This is a genomic window from Pseudomonas sp. GYB4201 (genome assembly GCF_056312595.1).
On record NZ_JBWGIG010000004.1, the window covers coordinates 157,970 to 177,522 of the forward strand.

Annotated in this window: 18 protein-coding genes and 1 tRNA gene; 10 read left to right on the forward strand and 9 right to left on the reverse strand. The window is 65.4% G+C overall.

Annotation, left to right across the window (positions count from 1 at the left end; translation table 11 throughout):
• Positions 1-35: 35 nt before the first annotated feature.
• Positions 36-112 (reverse strand) — tRNA-Val (locus AC0Z2B_RS05485).
• 124 nt (positions 113-236) lie between these two features.
• Between AC0Z2B_RS05485 and AC0Z2B_RS05490 the strand changes: the two genes are divergently transcribed.
• Positions 237-488 (forward strand): hypothetical protein, encoded by a 252-nt coding sequence (locus AC0Z2B_RS05490; RefSeq protein ID WP_473004261.1) that lies wholly within the window; start codon positions 237-239, stop codon positions 486-488.
• A 94-nt stretch (positions 489-582) separates the two neighbouring features.
• The gene (locus AC0Z2B_RS05495; protein WP_476295488.1) at positions 583-1,185 is read left to right on the forward strand and encodes a DcrB/PsbP domain-containing protein; all 603 of its coding nucleotides are present in this window, start codon (positions 583-585) and stop codon (positions 1,183-1,185) included.
• A 35-nt stretch (positions 1,186-1,220) separates the two neighbouring features.
• Here AC0Z2B_RS05495 and AC0Z2B_RS05500 read toward each other — a convergent pair whose 3' ends face one another.
• Both AC0Z2B_RS05500 and AC0Z2B_RS05505 read right to left on the reverse strand, forming a co-directional pair.
• Positions 1,221-1,400 carry a hypothetical protein gene (locus AC0Z2B_RS05500; RefSeq protein WP_476295490.1) on the reverse strand — a complete coding sequence of 60 codons (180 nt, stop codon included), beginning with the start codon at positions 1,398-1,400 and terminating at the stop codon, positions 1,221-1,223.
• 95 nt (positions 1,401-1,495) lie between these two features.
• Positions 1,496-2,155 carry a UPF0149 family protein gene (locus AC0Z2B_RS05505; protein WP_476295492.1) on the reverse strand — a complete coding sequence of 220 codons (660 nt, stop codon included), beginning with the start codon at positions 2,153-2,155 and terminating at the stop codon, positions 1,496-1,498.
• Between the two features lie 271 nt (positions 2,156-2,426).
• Between AC0Z2B_RS05505 and AC0Z2B_RS05510 the strand changes: the two genes are divergently transcribed.
• Positions 2,427-4,040 carry a methyl-accepting chemotaxis protein gene (locus tag AC0Z2B_RS05510; RefSeq protein WP_416427455.1) on the forward strand — a complete coding sequence of 538 codons (1,614 nt, stop codon included), beginning with the start codon at positions 2,427-2,429 and terminating at the stop codon, positions 4,038-4,040.
• A gap of 116 nt (positions 4,041-4,156) precedes the next feature.
• Here the strand turns inward: AC0Z2B_RS05510 and AC0Z2B_RS05515 are convergent, their stop codons facing one another.
• A complete protein-coding gene (locus AC0Z2B_RS05515) occupies positions 4,157-5,335 on the reverse strand; it encodes a hypothetical protein (protein WP_476295494.1) in 1,179 nt (392 codons plus the stop codon).
• A gap of 30 nt (positions 5,336-5,365) precedes the next feature.
• The gene (locus AC0Z2B_RS05520; protein WP_476295496.1) at positions 5,366-6,358 is read right to left on the reverse strand and encodes a diaminopimelate epimerase; all 993 of its coding nucleotides are present in this window, start codon (positions 6,356-6,358) and stop codon (positions 5,366-5,368) included.
• Positions 6,359-6,459: 101 nt separating this feature from the next.
• On the opposite strand from AC0Z2B_RS05520, the gene AC0Z2B_RS05525 reads away from it, so the two are divergent.
• On the forward strand, positions 6,460-7,335 hold the full coding sequence (locus AC0Z2B_RS05525; RefSeq protein WP_416426460.1) for an alpha/beta hydrolase: 876 nt from the start codon (positions 6,460-6,462) through the stop codon (positions 7,333-7,335).
• A gap of 73 nt (positions 7,336-7,408) precedes the next feature.
• Complete coding sequence (locus tag AC0Z2B_RS05530) at positions 7,409-8,281, forward strand: formate/nitrite transporter family protein (protein ID WP_476295498.1); 873 nt, start codon at positions 7,409-7,411, stop codon at positions 8,279-8,281.
• 84 nt (positions 8,282-8,365) lie between these two features.
• Here the strand turns inward: AC0Z2B_RS05530 and AC0Z2B_RS05535 are convergent, their stop codons facing one another.
• Entirely contained in the window at positions 8,366-9,430 is a 1,065-nt protein-coding gene (locus AC0Z2B_RS05535; RefSeq protein WP_476295500.1) for an MBL fold metallo-hydrolase, read from the reverse strand.
• A 269-nt stretch (positions 9,431-9,699) separates the two neighbouring features.
• On the opposite strand from AC0Z2B_RS05535, the gene AC0Z2B_RS05540 reads away from it, so the two are divergent.
• The 3 genes from AC0Z2B_RS05540 (at position 9,700) to AC0Z2B_RS05550 (ending at position 14,792) form a co-directional block, all read left to right on the forward strand.
• A complete protein-coding gene (locus AC0Z2B_RS05540) occupies positions 9,700-10,758 on the forward strand; it encodes a diguanylate cyclase (RefSeq protein ID WP_416426463.1) in 1,059 nt (352 codons plus the stop codon).
• Between the two features lie 116 nt (positions 10,759-10,874).
• Positions 10,875-13,451: a bifunctional diguanylate cyclase/phosphodiesterase gene (locus AC0Z2B_RS05545; RefSeq protein ID WP_476295503.1), complete on the forward strand. Its 2,577-nt coding sequence runs from the start codon at positions 10,875-10,877 to the stop codon at positions 13,449-13,451.
• Positions 13,452-13,616: 165 nt separating this feature from the next.
• Positions 13,617-14,792: a GAF domain-containing sensor histidine kinase gene (locus AC0Z2B_RS05550; RefSeq protein WP_476295505.1), complete on the forward strand. Its 1,176-nt coding sequence runs from the start codon at positions 13,617-13,619 to the stop codon at positions 14,790-14,792.
• On the opposite strand, the gene AC0Z2B_RS05555 is transcribed toward AC0Z2B_RS05550, so the two are convergent.
• Positions 14,789-15,274: an SRPBCC family protein gene (locus tag AC0Z2B_RS05555; protein WP_416426467.1), complete on the reverse strand. Its 486-nt coding sequence runs from the start codon at positions 15,272-15,274 to the stop codon at positions 14,789-14,791. The genes AC0Z2B_RS05550 and AC0Z2B_RS05555 overlap by 4 nt on opposite strands.
• Before the next feature lie 268 nt (positions 15,275-15,542).
• On the opposite strand from AC0Z2B_RS05555, the gene AC0Z2B_RS05560 reads away from it, so the two are divergent.
• A complete protein-coding gene (locus AC0Z2B_RS05560) occupies positions 15,543-17,198 on the forward strand; it encodes a phosphoethanolamine transferase (protein ID WP_476295507.1) in 1,656 nt (551 codons plus the stop codon).
• 13 nt (positions 17,199-17,211) lie between these two features.
• Here AC0Z2B_RS05560 and AC0Z2B_RS05565 read toward each other — a convergent pair whose 3' ends face one another.
• Positions 17,212-17,697 carry a GyrI-like domain-containing protein gene (locus tag AC0Z2B_RS05565; protein ID WP_473004274.1) on the reverse strand — a complete coding sequence of 162 codons (486 nt, stop codon included), beginning with the start codon at positions 17,695-17,697 and terminating at the stop codon, positions 17,212-17,214.
• 138 nt (positions 17,698-17,835) lie between these two features.
• On the opposite strand from AC0Z2B_RS05565, the gene AC0Z2B_RS05570 reads away from it, so the two are divergent.
• A complete protein-coding gene (locus AC0Z2B_RS05570) occupies positions 17,836-18,624 on the forward strand; it encodes a helix-turn-helix domain-containing protein (RefSeq protein ID WP_476295509.1) in 789 nt (262 codons plus the stop codon).
• Between the two features lie 271 nt (positions 18,625-18,895).
• Here the strand turns inward: AC0Z2B_RS05570 and AC0Z2B_RS05575 are convergent, their stop codons facing one another.
• The gene (locus tag AC0Z2B_RS05575) at positions 18,896-19,543 is read right to left on the reverse strand and encodes a LysE family translocator (RefSeq protein ID WP_476295511.1); all 648 of its coding nucleotides are present in this window, start codon (positions 19,541-19,543) and stop codon (positions 18,896-18,898) included.
• Positions 19,544-19,553: the final 10 nt, after the last annotated feature.

Below are 19,553 nucleotides of genomic sequence, written 5' to 3' on the forward strand. Positions count from 1 at the left end.
CCCTTTTCTCACCGCCCAGCAGAGCGGATTTTGTTTGGTAGGCGCGATTGGACTCGAACCAACGACCCCCACCATGTCAAGGTGGTGCTCTAACCAACTGAGCTACGTGCCTGCTGTGGGGCGGCATTCTACGGATTTAACGCGGGCTGTCAACACAGGCGTGCGCAATTGTGACAACTGCGCCAGGCAGGGGGCTACACTGACTACCTGGAATGTTGAATCAGGGAGGCTGTCTCGTGAAAAGAACAACGCTGTCACTTGCCCTTTGCTCTGCCCTTCTCGCGCTTTGCGCCTGCTCGCCCGACCCCAACGCACCCAAGGTGGACTACCGCAGCCTGCTCACCGCCGACCAGCAACTGGACCCTGCCAAGGTGCAGGACGCCCGCGCCAAGTGCGCCGCCATGCCCGCCAGCCAACAGAACGACAATGACTGGTGCGCCGCCGTGCGCAAGGCGGCCGATTGCGCCAAGGAAAGACTCTGCCCCTGACGTGCTGCACTTGCGCGCAGGATAAGCTTGCAGCACCCTTGCTTCCCCGCGCCGTGCCCCACCCCCCGGTGGCGCGGCTGTCCAGGAGCAACCGATGGTTCGTACCCTTTCCCACGCCGCGCTGATCGCCGCGGCCCTGGCACTGGCCGCACCGGCCATGGCCCAGACCCACGCCCATGCCCACGCCAAGCACGCTGCCCCCGCGAAAAAGCCTGCGCCTACCGGGCCGAAGGTAGCGACGCTCAAGGGCAAGTTCAGCTTCACCCTGCCGGCCGGCTACGTGGCCAGCAGCATGGACGCAGGTGATGAAAAGGACGGCACCACCGGCGCCACCGGCACCCTGTACCAGAGCGAAAAGGAAAAGCGCGTGGTGATGGCCAGCGAAGGCCCGACGCCGCAGCAGGCCAGCGTCAGCGACTACGACCCGGCGTTCCTCGACGCCGCCGTGCAGGACTTCGTCAAGCAGCAAAGCGCCGGCCTGCCGGACTTCAAGAAGACCGGCGAGAAGGAATTCACCATCAAGGGCCTGGGCGTGCGCGAAATCGACAGCACCGCCACCCAGGGTGGTGGCCGCACGCTGTCGAGCACCTTCCTGGCCGGGTCAGGCACCAGCATGTCGATCGTGCAGGTGATCTCGCGGGCGGATGACCAGAAAGGGCATGAGGCGTTGGTGAAGCGGATTACATCCGGAAAGTAAGCCGGCCCCGCAGCCTTCGGCAGCGCTACGGAGCGTCAGGATTCCGAGGTGATAGCACCGCTCAGGAATTCTTCAGCCACTTCCTCTGAGGCGGCTTCGAACTGATCGGATATCACCAGGCGCCCCTTTAAGCGCCCTGGTATACGTAACACGCTATCACTCTGGTGATGGCGCTCACTGTCTTCAGCATGATGATTGACGGTGGGTTCGCGCATGCTGGGTAGTCCTGTCGTCTAAGGGCGACCATTCAACCACTAAATACACTTCACCAATTCCGAAAACCGTGTGAGCAGTTTCCCAGCGCTTAGCCTCAATGCAAACAGCACTGCTTGAACTTCTTCCCACTTCCACAAGGACAAGGGTCATTGCGCCCCACCTTCTCCCCCGCCCGCACCGGCTCGCTCGGTTTGCGCTGGGCCAGCCAGTAGGCGTGCAGGGTCAGCGCGCCGATGCAGACCATGTCGGCCGCTTCTTCCGGGTCGATTTCTTCCTCTTCGGTTTCGTCGTCGTAGGTGTGGATGAGGATGCCGGCCAGCAACTCCTGTTCCTCTTCCGGCAGGCCCGGCCAGCCGTCGCCCATGACCACGCCGCGCTCGTAGCCAAAGCACCAGTCTTCGACGCTGAGGGTGAAGTGGCCGTCTTCGTGCTCGTCTTCCATGAAGATGGGCGAGAACTCTTCGGCGTTTTCGATCAGCTTGCCGGCGATTTCGTTCATGTGCTGGATGACCAGGCTGATGAAGCGCTCGCACTGCTGATCGCTTTCCCACTTGGGCAGGAATTCGACGCCGCCCCACAGCGCCTCGAACCACTCTTCGAACGGGATCACCACCGGGCCGGACACCAGCGCGGTCAGGTAGCCGTCCAGCTCCGAGGTGTTCCAGACGGAGGTTTCGCTCTTGTGTTGCTCAAGCATCGACTCGATGAAGTCCCATTGGGCATCGGTCAGGGGTGCAGCGCTTGGAGTGGTCATGGGTTTGGGCCGTGGGGAGATAGATAACAGTGTAAGTCGATTTACCGCGCAACGTAGTCCGCTGGGCAATAGCTGGGCGGCATTATGACGGTTTGCCGTGGGAAGCACGGCTTGGATGACACATTTATTTCGCAAAAGTGATGGAGTGTCATAAAGCCATCATGCGCAACTGTTACAACCGCTGGCGTCGTTTTCAAATGAGTCAGCCGCCGTGAACCTTCGTTTTTCCCTGCGCCGCACGCCTTCCTCCCGCCCTGCCCTGCTGCGCCGCATGAGCATCGGCAAGCGCCTGCTGGCCAGCTTCGGCCTGTGTGCCCTGCTGCTGGCCGGGCTTGGCGGCCTGTGCCTGGCGGCGATGCAGCACATTCGCCACCAGGGCGAACTGATTGAACAGGGGCCGCTGTCGAGCATCGCCCAGGCCGATGCCATCGCCATCGACTTGGGCAAGATGCGCACCGAGGCCGCGCTGCTGCTGGTGTACGCCAATGACCCGGCCGAGCTGGTGAACCGCAAGATCAACCTGCAGCAGCTGAGTACCGAGGTGGACCAGGGCTTCACCCAGTACCTGGCCAAGGTACCGGAAGGCACCGAGCATGACTCGATCAAATTGCTGCAGGACGCTTCCCAGCAGTTTGTCAGCCTGTTCAAGCAGGCCATCGACCTGGTGGAACAGAAGCAACTGAGCGAAGCCACCAACCTGTCCAACAACGGCCTGGCCAACCAGGGCGCGCTGATGGACATGCAGGTGCAGTTGCTGCGCGAACTGAACAAGCAGACCAGCGCCCAGGCCCTGGAAAACACCGCCAGCACCTTCGGCAAGGTGCAACTGGTGCTGCCCATCGCCATTGCCGTGGCGCTGGCGTTGATGCTGCTGCAGGCCTGGCGCCTGAGCGTGAGCATCACCCGGCCGCTGCGCCAGGCGTTGCAGGTAGCCACCACCGTGGCCAACGGCGACCTCAGCCAGCCCGTGGTCGCCCACGGCCAGGATGAGGTGGCGCAACTGCTGCAGGCATTGGGGCACATGCGTGACCAGCTGCACGGGGTGATCCAGCAGATCGGCGGCGCCGTGGGCCGGCTCAACTCGGCCACCCAGGAAATGGGCGCGATCATGCACGACAGCGCCCAGGGCCTGCAGCAGCAATACAGCGAGATCGAGCAGGCCGCCACCGCCGTGACGCAGATGAGCCAGGCGGTAGAGGAAGTGGCCGGCAATGCCGTGGAGACCTCCACCGAGTCGCGCAGCTCCAGCACCGCTGTGCGCGAAGGCCAACAGCAACTGGACGAGACCATGGCCGACATCGGCGCCCTGGCCGACCAGGTGGAGCAGGCCAGCCTGCGCGCCCAGGCCCTGGCCACCGAAACCCTGGGCATCAGCAAGGTGCTGGAGGTGATCCGCAACGTCGCCGACCAGACCAACCTGCTGGCGCTGAACGCGGCCATCGAGGCGGCGCGCGCGGGCGAAGCCGGCCGTGGCTTTGCCGTGGTGGCGGATGAGGTGCGCGGGCTGGCCCATCGCACCGGAGCCTCGACGCGGGAGATCGAGCAGATGATGGCCGGCATTCACACCGGCACCGGCCAGACAGTGCAGGCCCTGGCCGAAAGCGCCGCCCAGGCCGGCCGCACCCGTGAGCGGGCGCAGGTGGCCAAGGACGTGCTGGGCAGTATTTCCAGGTCGGTGGCGGGTATCGACGAACGTAATCAGGTGATTGCCACCGCGGCCGAACAGCAGGCGCAGGTGGCCCGTGAAGTGGACCGCAACCTGGTGCGCATTCGCGACCTGTCGATGCAGACCGCCAGCGGCGCGGCGCAGACCAGCACCGCCAGCCAGGAACTGGGCCGCCTGGCGGTGGAACTGGACGGGATGCTGGGGCGGTTTTCGCTGTAACCTTGTAGCCGCTGCCGCCAGGCTGCCCCGGCCCTATGCCTCGCTGGAGATATCCAGCGGACGCCAGGGCCAGCGCAGCCTTCGGCAGCGGCTACACAGTAGCGGTAGCGCCGGGATCAGTTCGCCGGCAGCGCCAGCTTCACCCCACCCGGATGCTGCGCGATCATGCCATAAGGCAACACCGACCACTCCGTGCCCTCGCACATCCGCGCCACCCGCGCAAAGCTTGGGCCGAAGGCGATGCCCTTGTCGGTGAAGTGCCAGGTCGGGAAGTTCCACACCTGGGGGTCGCTGTAATCGCAGTCGTTTTCATCCGCCGGTTTTTTCATCTCGTTGGGGTACAGCTGCTTGAACTGTGCCACCAGCCACGGCGCCAGGGATTTCTCCCGGTAGTTGGAGAATTTGTCGAAATCCACGTCAGCCTCTTCCGATTGCTGCGCACCTTCACGGTCGTCGTAGTGGAACGCCGGGCCCTCGCCCACCCACAGCACATCTTCCAGCGACAACGGCTTGCCGTGGTTGACGTCGAAGTTGATCGGCGCATCGCCGAAGTCCGGGTGCGCGCCGCCGCAGTAGTAGCTGGTGTAGACGCTGACGCTGACGACGGCGGGCGACAGGAAGGTGGGCGTCACGGTCTGGTCGTACTCGCCCTCGCCGAAGCGGGTGCTGCCCAGCATGCACTCGTGGTAGCTGACCACCTCGCTCCACAGCCGCGCCCGCAACGCCTGGTTGACCCGGGTCAGTTGTGGCTCGGGGTAGCCGGACGCCACTTCGAACAGCTGGATCTTCGAGTTGGGCTCGCCGCGCCACTGCAGCGGGTAGCCCATGAAGCTGTCGCGCTTGCCATTCACCAGCGGCAGTTGCAGCAGGCGCAGGTAGTCATAGGGGGCGTTGTCGTGCAACTGCACCCAGAACGGATCGGCGCCGGCGGCGGTGTCGGGTACCTGCGCCGGCTTGAGCTGGACCTTCAGCGCCTTGCCGCCGCTTTTCTGCCACTGGCCCTCCCAGCCGTCATCACTGGCGTGCTGCAGCTGCAGGCGCGGGCGCGGGGTGTCGCTGTTGTCGTCCAGGCCTTCGTCCAGGGTCAGCTGGTCGTCGGCCAAGGTGCCGGACAGGGCCAGGTCACGGTGGTATTTCTCATAGAAATAGCGCCCGCTGACCTGCTCGGGGTTGGTCATGTCGAGGTCGACCACCACCGGCATGCCTCCCAGGGTACCGGTGTACACCTGGGCTTGAACCGCGCCGGCCACCAGGCTCAGCGACAACACACAAGGCCGCAGCCATCCATTGGTCATGGAGAAAATCCTTACAGGGCAATACGCCGATTATGGCTGAAGGCTGGCGGTACCGAACAGCTGCACCGCCACCAGTTCGCCCTGCTGCTCCTGCAACCGCAGCGGCGCGGTGCCGCCGGGCATCTGCACCCGCACCTGCCCGGCCTGCACCAGGCCCACGCGCCAGGCCGCGCAGGCCACGGCGGTGGCGCTGGTGCCAGAGGACTCGGTAGCGCCCTCGCCGCGCTCGAACACCCGTGCCTCCAGGTGCTGCGGGCCACGCCACGCGGCCCATTGCAGGTTGATGCCAGCCGGGCATGGCAGCCCCTTGCCCTGGCCACCGCTGCGCGAATAGGCAATGGCGGTCAGCGCCGCGTCCAGGGCCGGGGCGCGCAACTGGGCCATGCTCGGCAGGGCCTCGGCGCTGTCGAGCCACGTCACGCAGTGGGGGTTGCCGATGCGCACGAAGACGCTGCGCTGCCAGTGCTCGTCGATGGCTGCCAGGCTCGGCACGGTAAACACCTGCTGGCCGTTGAACGTGGCCGCCTGCACCTGCTCGGCGCCCACGGCCTGGGGCCCGAACGCCGGCGCGCCCAGGTCCAGCCAGAAGCCCGGCACGCCCTCGACGCTGGCCGGCTCGACGCTGACCGATACTGGCGACGGCGCGTCGGTTTTGTCATGGTGCACGTTGAGGGTGAAGGCCTGCCCGCCGCTGACCTGGCCCTGGTCGCTCAGGGCCTGGGAGAAGATGGTCAGGCCGTTGCCGCTGCGTTCGGCCAGGCTGCCGTCGGTGTTGACGATCAGCAGGTCAAACGGCGCCTGCGCCTGGAAGGGTCCCACCAGCAGGCCGTCGCTGCGGTGGGCCTTGGCGCCAGCCGGGCGCGCGCCTTCGGGCCAGTCGCACAGGGCGGCGACGGCGACCTGGGTCCACTGCTCGCGTGTGGCGGCGGCCTGGGCAGCGCTGGCCGGCACGTCGACGCCCAGGCGGCGCAGGTGTTCGGGGGAGCTCACTACGTAGCGATTGCCACGTGCGTCATACAACATGGGGACAGCCTCGCAATGACTGGAAATACACCGACCTTACCGGGAAACGCTGCCGCTGAGTACACTCCTACCTCTTGCCTTTCAACCCCAGGAGCGGCGCCATGCCCTCGCTGATCCGTCGCCGCTGGCGCGCCCTGAGCCTGCTGGTGCTGATACTGCTCGCCCTGCCCTACGGCTGCTCGCGCCTGGCCTACAAGGAGCGCGAGCTGCTGTACAGCATCGAACCGGGCACCGCCAGCTGGTTCAACGGCGTGCCCGCGGGCGTGCAGCAGATGAACATCCCGCTGGACAACGCCCAGCACCTGCACGCCTGGTGGTGGCCGGCGCCGGGCCGGCACGCGCCCACGGTGCTGTACCTGCACGGCACGCGCTGGAACCTCACCGCCCAGGTGCGGCGCATCACCGAGCTGCGCAACCTGGGCTTCTCGGTGCTCGCCATCGACTACCGCGGCTTCGGCGACAGCCCCGGTGGCCTGCCGTCGGAGGCCAGCGTGTACGAGGACGCCCAGGTGGCCTGGCAGCGCATGAGCCAGCTGCAACCCGACGCCGACAAGCGCTTCATCTACGGCCACTCACTGGGCGGCGCCATTGCCATCGACCTGGCCCAGCGCCTGACCCGGCAGCCCGAACCCCAGGCCGCCGGGCTGATCATCGAGTCCACCTTCACCGACCTCGGTGACGCCGCGGCGGCGGTGATCCACACCTCGTTGCCGGTGCGCTGGATCATGTCGGAGAAGTACGATTCCATCGACAAGATCGGCAGCGTCGGCCTGCCGGTGCTGATCGTCCACGGCACCGACGACCGCTACGTGCCGCCGCGCTTCAGCCAGGCGCTTTACGACGCCGCCCACGGGCCCAAGCAGCTGCTGCTGGTGCCCGGCGGCACGCACCTCAACAGCATGACCCTGGGCAGCGCCGACTACGCCCGTGCGCTGCACCAGCTATTCGGCCTGAAGGCCACGCAGGGCGCTGGCTGACGCAACTTTCGGGGGCCGCGCGGGGTCATCTTCATAGGCATCCGCCGGTCCCGTGAACGCAGTCAGGAGCCCCATGGACAGTCAACAAGGCAAGACCCCGGGCCTGTCGCCCGACGAGGAACAGGAAGTCCATGAGAACCAGCCGCCGCGCGCGGCCGTGCTGCACGAAATCATCCGCACCCAGGGCGAGCACGAGCTGTCGCGCAGCGTCGCCGCGCTGTGGTGGTCGGCGCTCGCCGCCGGGCTCACCATGGGCTTGTCGCTGATGGCCATGGGGCTGTTCAACTCACGGCTGCCGGACGTGGAAGCCAGCAAGGTGATCGCCAGCCTGGGCTATTCGGCCGGGTTCCTGGCGGTGATCCTGGCGCGCCAGCAGCTGTTCACCGAGAACACCCTGACGGCGGTGCTGCCACTGATGAGCCACCCTACCCTGGCCAACGCCGGCAAGCTGCTGCGGCTGTGGGCGGTGGTGCTGGTGGGCAACCTGGTGGGGGTGCTGCTGGTGTCCTACGTGATGCTGCACCTGCCGATCTTCGACACCCAGACCGACAAGGCCTTCCTGGAAATCGGCCGCAAGGTGATGGAGAACGACGTGTCGCAGATGTTCGCCAAGGGCATCGTCTCGGGCTGGATGATCGCCACCATGGTGTGGATGATCCCGTCCCAGGAAAGCGCGAAAATGTGGATCATCATCCTCATCACCTACCTGATGGCGCTGGGGGACTTCACCCACATCGTCGTCGGTTCGGCGGAGGTGTCCTACTTGGTGTGGGCCGGCGAGCTGGGCTGGAAGGAGTTCTGGCTGACGTTCGCCGGGCCTACCCTGGCGGGCAACATCATTGGCGGCAGCTTCATCTTCGCGCTGATCAGCCACGCGCAGATCCGCAGCGACAGCGGCACCCCGCCGCCAGACAAGCCCGCGAAAGGTGCGCCGAAAACCCTGTAGCCGCTGCCGCCAGGCTGCGCTGGCCCTCGCATACACTCGAGATCTCCAGCGCGGCCCAGGCCCCGCGCAGCCTGGCGGCAGCGGCTACGCGATCGATACCGGCCGTGCCTCCCCCGGCACACCCTCCCACCACGCCACGCCCTGTTGCGGCGCACGCAGGTTCACCCGCTCACCCATCTGCGGCGTGCTCACCGGCACGCCTTGTGCCCGGGCCAGTGCCACGATGCGCTGGAACGGCTCTTCCCAGTTGTGCGAGGACAGGTCGAAGGTGCCGTTGTGGATGGGCAACAGGCAACGCCCGCGCACGTCCAGGTGCGCCTGCAGGCTTTCCTCCGGTTGCATGTGCACGCTGGGCCAGTTGACGTTGTAGGCGCCGGTTTCCATCAGCGCCAGGTCGAACGGCCCGTAACGCTCGCCAATCTGCTTGAAGCCGTCGAAATAGCCCGAGTCGCCGCTGAAGAAGATCCGCAGGTCAGGCTCCATGATCACCCACGACGCCCACAGGGTGCTGTTGCTGTCGAACAGGCTGCGCCCGGAGAAGTGCTGGGTGGGCGTGGCGGCGAAGCGCGTGCCAGCGACCTCGGTCTCCTGCCACCAGTCCAGCTGGCGTACCTTCGCGGCCGGGATACCCCATTCGATCAGGCGGTCGCCCACGCCCAGGGTGGTCAGGAAGCACTCGGTCTTGTCGGCCAGCTGGCGAATCGCGCTTTCGTCCAGGTGGTCGTAATGGTCGTGGGAAAGAATGACCGCGGTGATGGGCGGCAGCTGCTCGATACCCAGCGGTGGTTGGTGGAAGCGCTTGGGGCCAGCCCATTGCACCGGCGAGGCGCGCTCGGCGAAGACCGGGTCGGTAATGAAGAAGCGCCCGCGCAACTTCATCAGCAAAGTGGAATGGCCCAGGCGCCACAGGCTGGCATCAGGTGATGCAAGCAACTGCTGTTTGTCCAAGTTGTGTACAGGTATTTCCTGATGCGGCCGGGTGCCCGGCGGCTTGCGCAGCAGCAGGTACTTGAAGCCGATGCGCAGCTTCTTGAGAAAACCGTCACGGGGCAGCACCGTGGCGTTGCGGAACTGGCCGTCCACTCGCCGGGAGGCGTCAGCTTCCCCGGTGGCAGCGACTTCGGCGGCGTTCAATGACGATTGACTCATGATAACCAGTACTCCGAGGATCGGGGCGGCCACCAGGCCGTCCGTTGCAGGCGCCCCACGGCTGTAGAGAATACCCCTACACCCGGCTCGGGGAAGCCCCTAGGTGTTACAACGCGTGTCCCAATGCCACTACGGAACGAATAACCGCTGAAATGGCTTGCAAGGCCACTGCCAATGTCCACATTATTTATGCGATAAACCGCACAAACTCTACAAAATCCAACACCCTGTACAAGAATACGGCTGCAATCAGCCCGGTAACTCGACTTATGGAAAACCGCACGGGCAAGGGGTTGTCGTTTGCCAAACGCATTTATGCACCGCGAGTACTGGGCACCGCCCTCTGCCTGATCAGCGTCCTGGCAGGCGTGTACCCGCTGGCACCGCCCACCTGGCTACTGGCCCTGCTGGCCGTGAACGGCCTGGTGTGGCCGCACATTGCCTATCAGCTGGCGCGCAACGCCCAGGCGCCGTTCGAGGCCGAGCGGCGTAACCTGCTGTGCGATGCCCTGTTCTGTGGATTTTGGGTCGCCGTGCTGCATTTCAACCCGCTGCCGTCAATTACCTTGCTGTCCATGGTCACCATGAATAACGTCGCCGGCGGCGGCCTGCGCCTGTTCCTGCATGGCCTGGGGGCGCAGTTGTTGGGGATGCTTGCCGCGGTGACGCTGTTCGGCCTGGGCTGGGCGCCGCAATCCACCCCGGCCCAGGTGCTGGCCTGCCTGCCCATGCTGACCCTCTACCCCCTGGCCGTGGGCTGGGTGTGCTACCGCCTGGCCATCCAGCTGTCGGAACACAAGCGCACCCTCAGCGCCCTGAGCCGCACCGACAGCCTTACCGGGCTGCTCAACCACGGTGCCTGGAAAGATGCGCTCAGCACCAAGTTTCGCAAATGCCAGCGCGACCACACCCCGGCGGTGCTGGCGCTGATCGACATCGACCACTTCAAGGACATCAACGACAGTTTCGGTCATATCGTCGGCGATGAGGTGTTGCGCCACCTGAGCCTGCAACTGCAACGCAACCTGCGCGACACCGACCTGGCCGGCCGCTACGGTGGCGATGAGTTCTGCGTGATTCTGCCCGGCGTCACCATCGCCCAGGCCTGTGAGGTCATGGAGCGCCTACGCCTGGTGTTCCACGCCTACCGCCACCATCAGCTGGAGCCGCTGCGCGTCAGCCTGAGCATCGGCCTGGCCGCCTGCCGCCTGGACCTGGGCGACGCCGCCGCCTGGCTGGACGAGGCCGACAAGGCCCTGTACCTGGCCAAGAACACCGGCCGCAACCGCGTGAACATCTGCGCCGCCGACCTGTTATTGCTGACCTGACCCGACAATCGGACGACCGGCAGGAACAAATCTGGATCCAGCTGCTTCTATAGATCAGGACGTCTTCATGCTGTGCGCCCTCGCCCCGGCATGTGCCACAAGGATGCGCCTGATCCATGGACAGCATACTCGCAGCGCCGCGACACCAGGTGTTTACCCGTAAGCTGCTGGCCATTGTGGCGTGCCTGTTCGCGCTGACCTTGCTGGCGGCCATGGGCATGTTGATTGAAATCGCCAACGGCTTGAATGCCGACCAGCAGCAGAAGTCGACTTTCTACGCACAAAAGGCCTTGGACACCCGCCAGGCCAACTCGGCCAACCTGGTCAGCAGCCTGGCCGTGTGGAACACCGCCTTCCAGCACCTCAATGGGCCGGTCGACCGGCAATGGGCGTTCGGCGAACGCAACCTGGGCCCGGCGCTGTTCGGCCAGCATGGCTACGACGGCGTGTTCGTGGTGGACAGCCGCGGCACCAAGTACGCCCTCTACCAGGGCCAACTGAGCAACGCGGCCATCAAGGACTTCATCGCCACACCCCTGCACGACCTTATTCAACAGGCCCAGGCCGCCGTGCCTGGCGCGCCGGCCGTCAGCGCCGTGGTGATGTTCAACGGCTGGCCTGCCCTGCTCAGCGCCTCGCCCATCCTGCCCGACGACGACAGCCCACAGCCGGCCCCCGCCGACACCTCGGTGCTGCTGTTCGCCGACCTGCTGACCCCGGCCAAGCTGCGCCCCCTGGGTGACAGCTATGGCCTGCAGGGCCTGTCGATCCAGAGCCACGCCACCGGCGCCCTCGACCAGCCCCGGCTGGCCCTGGGCGACACCGGCTACGACCTGACCTGGACTGCGCCACGGCCCGGCAACCAGCTGCTGTGGCAGGTGCTCCCCACCCTGGTGGCCGCCTTCGTGGTGCTGGCCCTGTTGATGGCCTGGTTCTTCCGCTACGCCCTGCGCACCGCCCGCCAGATCGAGGACGGCTACACCCGGCTGCACCGCACCAACCGCGCCCTGGAAGCCAGTGAAGAGCGCTTCCGCGCCGTGGCCGAGGCGGCCTCGGACTGGATCTGGGAAACCGACCAGCACTGCCGCATCAACTATCTGTCCGCACGCTTCGCCGCCGTCACCGGCTACACCAGCCAGGACTGGGTGCATCGCGCCATCGACCAGCTGCTGCAGTGCGAGACCACGCCCCTGCAAGGCTGGCTGCACAGCCTCGACGACACCCCCGCCACCACCAGCCTGCGCTGCGCCTACCGCGACCACGGCGGCCAGTTGCGCTATTGCCGGCTGGCGGCGCGCGCCATCATCAGCGACCACCAGGTCGTGGGCTACCGCGGCACCGCCAGCGACATCACCGACGAGGTGGCCGCCCACGCGCAGATCCAGCACCTGTCGATGCATGACCCGCTCACGGGCCTGGCCAACCGCAACCAGCTGGCAGGCTACTTCGACCAGCTGCGCAGCCAGCCCGGCCCGCTGTTGGTGACCCTGCTGGTGCTGGACCTGGACAGCTTCAAGCCCATCAACGACGCTTTTGGCCACCTGGCCGGGGACGCCGTGCTGCTGGAGGTGGCCGCACGCCTGCGCGACTGCACCCGCGAGCGCGACCTGGTGGTGCGCCTGGGCGGTGACGAGTTCGTGCTGGTGCTGAACGGCATGAGCACCCACCAGGAAATCGATCGTTTCTGCGCCCGCCTGGTCGACAGCCTGCACCAGCCCATCGACTACCAGGAGCACCCGCTGCACGTGGGCGCCAGCCTGGGCATCGCGCAATCGGCGCAGCAGGGCCTGGACCCGGACGAGCTGATCCGTTGCGCCGACATTGCCCTGTACCAGGCCAAGGCCGACGGCAAGAACACCTGGCGCTATTTCTCCGCGCACATGCGCGAGCGCATCCAGCACCGCCGCCAACTGGAACAGGACCTGCGCCTGGCGGTGAAGAACCAGGAGTTCGTGCTGCACTACCAGCCCCGCTACCGCCTGTGCGGCATGGAGATCGTCTCGGTGGAAGCGCTGGTGCGCTGGCAGCACCCGGTGCATGGCCTGCTGGCCCCCGACACCTTCATTGGCCTGGCGGAGGAGACTGGGTTGATCGTGCAGATCGGCCGCTGGGTGCTGCGCGAGGCCTGCGATGCCGCCCGCCACTGGCCGGCGCCGCTGATGGTGTCGGTGAACCTGTCGCCGGCGCAGTTTGCCCGCAGCGACGTGGTGCGCGAGGTGCGCGACGCTCTGGTACAGACCCAGCTGCCGGCCCACCGCCTGGAGCTGGAGGTGACCGAAAACGTAATGATGCACGACATCGAAAACGCCCTCGGCACCCTGACCGCCCTCAAGGAGCTGGGCGTGAAGCTGAACATGGACGACTTCGGCACCGGCTATTCCTCCCTGGGTTACCTGCGCACCTACCCTTTCGACAGCCTGAAGATCGACAAGCGCTTCATCGCCGCCCTGGAAAGCACCGACAGCGACCGGGCGGTGGTGCAGGCGATCATCAGCCTGGGCAAGGCCATGGGCCTGACGGTGACCGCCGAGGGCGTGGAAAACGAGCAGCAGTTGCAGACGCTGTGCAACGACCAGTGCCACGAAGTGCAGGGTTACTTCATGAGCCGGCCCATCGACCGGCAGGCGTTGACGGCGCTGCTGGGCATCGGCGCCTTGCCCAGCAGGCCCCCACGGATCCCCGAACTCCCCTGACCGTAGCAGCGGCCGCCAGGCCGCGTCGGCGCCGCACCTGACACTCCGCGCCGCGTGTGACGCGGCCTGCGGCCGCTGCTACGGTGAAAATCGCTCGACTTGCCGGCCAGACTTTGGGAAATTCAGCGCTTCCTGAGTTTTTGCTCATCTATCAGTGGAACCGCCATGGCGAATACCCTTGCCGCCGACATCGCCACCATCGGCCGCATCAAGGCCGTGCCCGCCATCCTGCAGGTGATCTGCGAGAGCACCGGCATGCGCTTCGCCGCCGTGGCGCGGGTCACCGACAGCCACTGGACCGCCTGCGCAGTGCGCGACGACCTGGGCTTTGGCCTGGGCGTGGGCGGCGAGCTGGACCTGACCACCACCCTGTGCCACGAGATCCACGGCAACCACCAGGCCATCGTCATCGACCAGGCCAGCGCCGACCCGCAGTACTGCGACCACCACACCCCGCGCCTGTACCAGTTCGAAAGCTACATCTCGGTGCCGCTGTTCCGCACCGACGGCAGCTTCTTCGGCACCATCTGCGCCCTCGACCCGCGCCCGGCCAACCTGCGGCAAAGCCCCATCCAGGCGATGATGGAATCCTTCGCCCGGGTGGTGGCGTTGCAGCTGGAAAACGATGACAGCCACCAGCAGACCGAGGCGGCGCTGACCCATGAGCGGGAAATCGGCGATTTTCGCGACCAGTTCATCGCCGTGCTCGGCCATGACCTGCGCAACCCGCTGTTCGCCATCGGCGCAGGTGCCGAGCTGCTGTTGCGCAAGACCGAGGATGAAAAAAGCCGCGGCATCATCCAGCACATCCTCACCGCCGGCCAGCGCGCCGCGCAGTTGGTGGAAGACGTGCTGGACTTCGCCCGCGGGCGCCTGGGCAACGGCATCACCGTGAAGCTCGAGCAGCGGCCGGACCTGGCCCAGGCCTTGGCTCATGTGGTGAATGAGGTGCAGCGAGTGCACCCGCAGCGCCAGATCGACCTGCGCATCGAGCAGGCCCTGGACGTGCGCTGCGACCGCGACCGGGTGGCGCAGTTGCTGTCGAACCTGGTGGCCAACGCCATCTACCACGGCGCCGAAGACGCCGTGGTCACGGTCAGCGCCGAGCTGCGCGAGCAGCACTTCGTGCTCAGCGTGCACAACCACGGCACGCCGATCGACGCGGCCATCATGGCCCAGCTGTTCCAGCCGTTTTCACGCCGGGCCAGCGGCTCGCCACAAAGCGGCCTGGGCCTGGGCCTGTACATCGCCAACCAGATCGCCCTGGCCCACGGCGGCCAGATGCAGGTGCAGTCCAGCGCTGCGGCCGGCACCCTGTTCAGCTTCCGCATGCCGGTCTAGACCAGCCGCGACACCACCTCCACCATGCGGTCCAGGCTCTGCCCCCACCCATCGTGAAAGCCCATCTGCTCGTGGGCCTCGCGGTCGGCCGCGCTCCAGTGCAGGGCGCGGGCGGTGTAGCGGGTCTTGCCGTCGATGTCCTCCAGGCTGATGACCGCGGTCATGAACGCCCGCGCCGAGGGCACCCAGCCGGGCTTGAAGGCGTCGGTGAACACCAGGCGATGGGGCGCGTGAATGTCGAGGAACACGCCTTCGCTGGGGTACTCAGTGCCGTCCGGGGCGCGCATCACGGTGCGGAACAGCCCGCCCACCCACAGCTGCATCTCGCACACTGGGGTGGTCATGCCGTGGGGCCCCCACCATTGACACAGCAGGTCGGGCTCTACCCAGGCGCGAAACACCACGCTGGGTGGCGCATTGATCAGGCGGGTGATGGACAGTTCGAATTCAGCCGGCGGCGTGTCCAGGGGGTGAAGGCTCATTTTATTATTCTCCTTCGTCGGCGGGCGTTTACACCCGGAACCGCCACTATGGCGGCAAACCCGTCAAAGGGCGAAAGCGCAATTAGGAATAATATTCCCGCTAGTAAGACCCAAGCCCGTGCGATCATCGCCAAAACAAAAGCTGCGTTGAACCACAGCTGAATCAGTACGCATATTCACGTTTTTTTGACGGTTCGACGGCTAGATTTTCCCGCCCGCATGGGCACACGTTTTGTAACAGCACGGCAAAAGGCGAGGAGCAGTGAAGATGGTGGCAAGTCAGGGCAGACGGTTTCAGATCAGTTCAACACGGCTGGTATTGTTGTTTTCATTGGCCATGGTGCTGTTCTACAACCTGGCGACCTGGGAGGCACTGGCCAACCTGATTACCCTGGAAGGCCCCAAGCGCGTGGGCTTCTACCTGTCCTTCGGGCTGTTCCTGTGGGCCACCTTCACCCTGCTGCTGACGCTGGTGTCGTTCCGCCCGCTGCTCAAGCCGGTGATCACCATCGTGGCGCTGGCCTCGGCGGCTGCGGCCTACTTCATGAACGACTACGGCATCGCCATCGACACGGTGATGATCCAGAACGTCATCGAGACCAACCCGGCTGAAGCCAAGGCGCTGCTGAGCCCGAAAATGTTCGGCTACCTGCTGGTGCTCGGCGTCATCCCCTCGGTGCTGGTGTGGTGGCTGCCGGTGCAATACCGCCGGTTCTTCCCCGGCCTGCTGAACAAGGTGCTGGTGGCCGTGGCCTGCCTGTTGGTAGTGGCGGTGTCGGTGGGGGCGTTCTACTCCACCTACGCGCCTATTTTCCGCCAGCCGGACAAGCTCACCCACTTCATCAACCCCAGCAACTATATCTACGCGGTGACCAAGCTGGCCAAGTCGCGTTACTCGGTGAAAGAGAACGTGGTGGTGCAGCAGGTGGGCACCGATGCGGTGATGAGCGCGGCGGCCAAGGCCCAGCCGAAGAAGAACCTGATGATCTTCGTGGTCGGTGAAACCGCCCGCGCCGACCATTTCTCGCTCAACGGCTACGAACGCGAGACCAACCCGGAACTGAAGAAGCAGGACATCCTCAACTTCACCCGCGTGCACTCGTGCGGCACCTCCACCGCGGTGTCGGTGCCGTGCATGTTCTCGATGTTCCCGCGCAGCGACTACAGCGACAAGAAGGGCAAGACCTACGAGGGGCTGCTGGACATCCTGCAACGTGCCGGCGTGCAGACCGTGTGGCTGGACAACAACAGCGACTGCAAGGGCACCTGCCTGCGCATCCCCAACCACGACATTCCCAAGGACCAGAAGAGCCCGTTCTGCGACGGCACCAACTGCCTGGATGAGTCGCTGCTGGTGGGCCTGCAGGACTACATTGACGGCCTGAAGGACAACGCCATCATCGTCCTGCACGCCGACGGCAGCCACGGCCCGGAATACTACGACCGCTACCCGAAGGATAAGGAAGCGTTCCAGCCGGTGTGCCGCACCAACCAGCTGGGCAGTTGCACCCACGATGAACTGGTGAACGTGTACGACAACACCATTCTGTACACCGACTTCTTCCTGTCCAAGGTCATCGACCTGCTCAAGCAGAACCAGGACAAGTACGACACCTCGATGATCTACGTGTCGGACCACGGTGAGTCGCTGGGCGAGAACGGCATGTACCTGCACGCCGCGCCGTACAGCATTGCCCCGGAAACCCAGATCCACGTGCCCATGGTGATGTGGTTCGGCAAGGACACCCTGGCCCAGGAAGGCATCGACCGCGCCTGCCTGAAAGCCAAGCAGGACGAGGGCGACCTGAGCCACGACAACATCTTCCACTCGGTGCTGGGCATGTTCCAGATCCAGACTGGCGTGTACCAGTCGGGCCTGGACATGTTCCACGATTGCCGCCGCGCGCTCACCGCCGGGCAGTGAGCGCCACTGCCGGTCAGTCCTTGACCGGCAGCCAGATTTCCAGCCGGCCATTACCCGTGGCCGGCTCGTAGTCATCGCTGTAGCGCTCGAACTCGGGCGCATCGGCCGCTTCCAGGCCGGAGTTGGGCAGCCACAACTGCCAGATGGCCTGGAAGGTCTGGCCCAGCCCGGATATATGCCCCTGGTGCTCGAACACCGCGTAGCGCTGGGGCGCCAGCTTGATCCAGCGGAAGTCCTGCGGCAGTTCCCGCTCGGTCTCCACCTCCACCCCAGCGATGTATTCGAAGCCGCCTACCCCGTCGGGGTTGCAGCACACGCCGTAGCTTTCATGGCCCAACTGGCCGGGCACCTTGCCCAGGAACGGCACGAACTCGCGCCACAGCGCCTCGATGCCGCTGGTGGTGTCCTGGGTGAAGCGGTCGGACAGGCCGGCGATGATCATCGCCCGGCCCTGCTCGTAGCGCACCGGCTCGATACCGGTGGGTTCAATGCCTGTCATGAATACCTCGCATCCTGAGTGTGCAAACACTGTAGCAGCGGCCGCGAGGCCGCGTCACAGCCCCCACGAATCCCCCGCTTGCGGGCCAATTCCCCCTTGCGTTAACGTTCAGACCTCCCGCGCCCCGGAAAAGTCGGCATGAACCTGATCACCGAAGACTGGCACGCCGGCGCCGTGGTCGAAGCCTGCTGGGTTCGCGCCGAGGCCGCCAGCTTCCCCCGCCACACCCACGACGAATACGTGCTGGGCACCAACCTCACCGGCGTCGAGCATATCTGGCTCGACGGCCGTGCCCTGGAAGCCCCCGCCGGCGCCATCACCCTGTACAACCCGCAGGCCATGCAGGCCTCGCAGTTCAGCCCGCAGGGCGTGGAATACATCAGCCTGCACCTGGCACCCGAGGCGGTGGAACAGGTGGTGCGCGACAACAACCTGGCCGGCAGCAGCTTCGAACAGGGCGTGTTTCACCACGCCGGGCTGCAGCGGGCCATCCTCGATTTCGCCCGCACCCCCGGCGCCCACCGCGCCGAGCAGGAAGAAGCCTTCATCCACCTGCTGTGCCAGTGGCTGCAGCCAGGCCCCGGCAAGGCCGGCGAACAGCACGCCAGCGTGCTGCGCAGCCTGGAATACTTGCGGGACAACCTGGGGGAGAAGGTGGACCTGGAAGTGCTGGCCGGCGTGGCCGGCCTGAGCAAGTACCACTTCGTGCGCTGCTTCAAGAAGCAGACCGGGCTGGGGCCGCTGCAGTACCAGATGCAACTGCGCCTGCTGGAAGCGCGCAAACGCCTGCGGCGGCAGCAGCATTCACTGCAGATAGTGGGTGAGTTGGGGTTTTACGATCAGAGCCACTTCATCAATGCGTTTCGCAAGGTGATGGGCGTGACGCCGCAGGCCTATGCCCAGGCCTTCAAGACTAGCCGCCTGTAGCCGCTGCCGCAGGCTGCGCTGGCCTGTCTCCACACCGAAGATTTCCAGCAGGGCAAAGGGCCAGCGCAGCCTGGCGCAGCGGCTACAGGGGGATCAGTGGCCGAAAATGTTCGACTTCTTCGCGCGTTTTTCAGCGCGTTTCTCTTCAGCGGTACGGGTTGGTTTTTTCTTCGCCGCTTTTTTCGAATCCATGCCTTTCATGCTATGCACTCCCCTGTTGGGTGGATGGTTCTAATAGGTATAACACCTGCGCCAGCGCCGTGCGGACTATTTAAACCGCCGCCTGGCCAACGATGAACTCCTGGTAGCCCGAGCCGATCACATAGGCTGCGAACCAGGCGAAAATCCCTGCGGAGGCCAGGTAGGAATAGCGCAGCAGCTTGTCCCCCAGCAGCTTGCCGCCCTGGCTGGCCGCCGTGCAGATCGCCACGCACCACAGCACGCCGGCGCAGAAGAACCCGGCCAGGAACTGCCCGGCACTCAGCAGCCCGCCGCCGCCCGAACGGGAAATCAGCGTGCCACCCACCGCCGCGAACCAGAGGATGGCGCTGGGCGAGGACATGGCCAGGAAGATGCCCCGGGCAAACTCCTTAAACCCCGAGCGGGCGGTGGCTACATCGTTGGCCTGCAAAGCGCTGTCATGGCGCCAGGCGCTGAGCAGCATCTTCACCGCGAAATACACCAGCAGCAGCGAGCCGCCCACCCACAAGCCCCAGCGCACCCAGCTGTACTGCAGCAGCACGGTCATGCCCACCAGCGCCAGGATCGCGTAGGCCAGGTCGCCGAAACAGGTGCCCAGGCCCAGCCAGAAACCCTGCAGGTAGCCACGCTGCATGGCCAGGGTGATCATCGCGATATTGGCCACGCCAATGTCCAGGCACAGGGAAAGGCTTAACAGGAAACCGCTGGAGAACTGCATGTAACGTGTC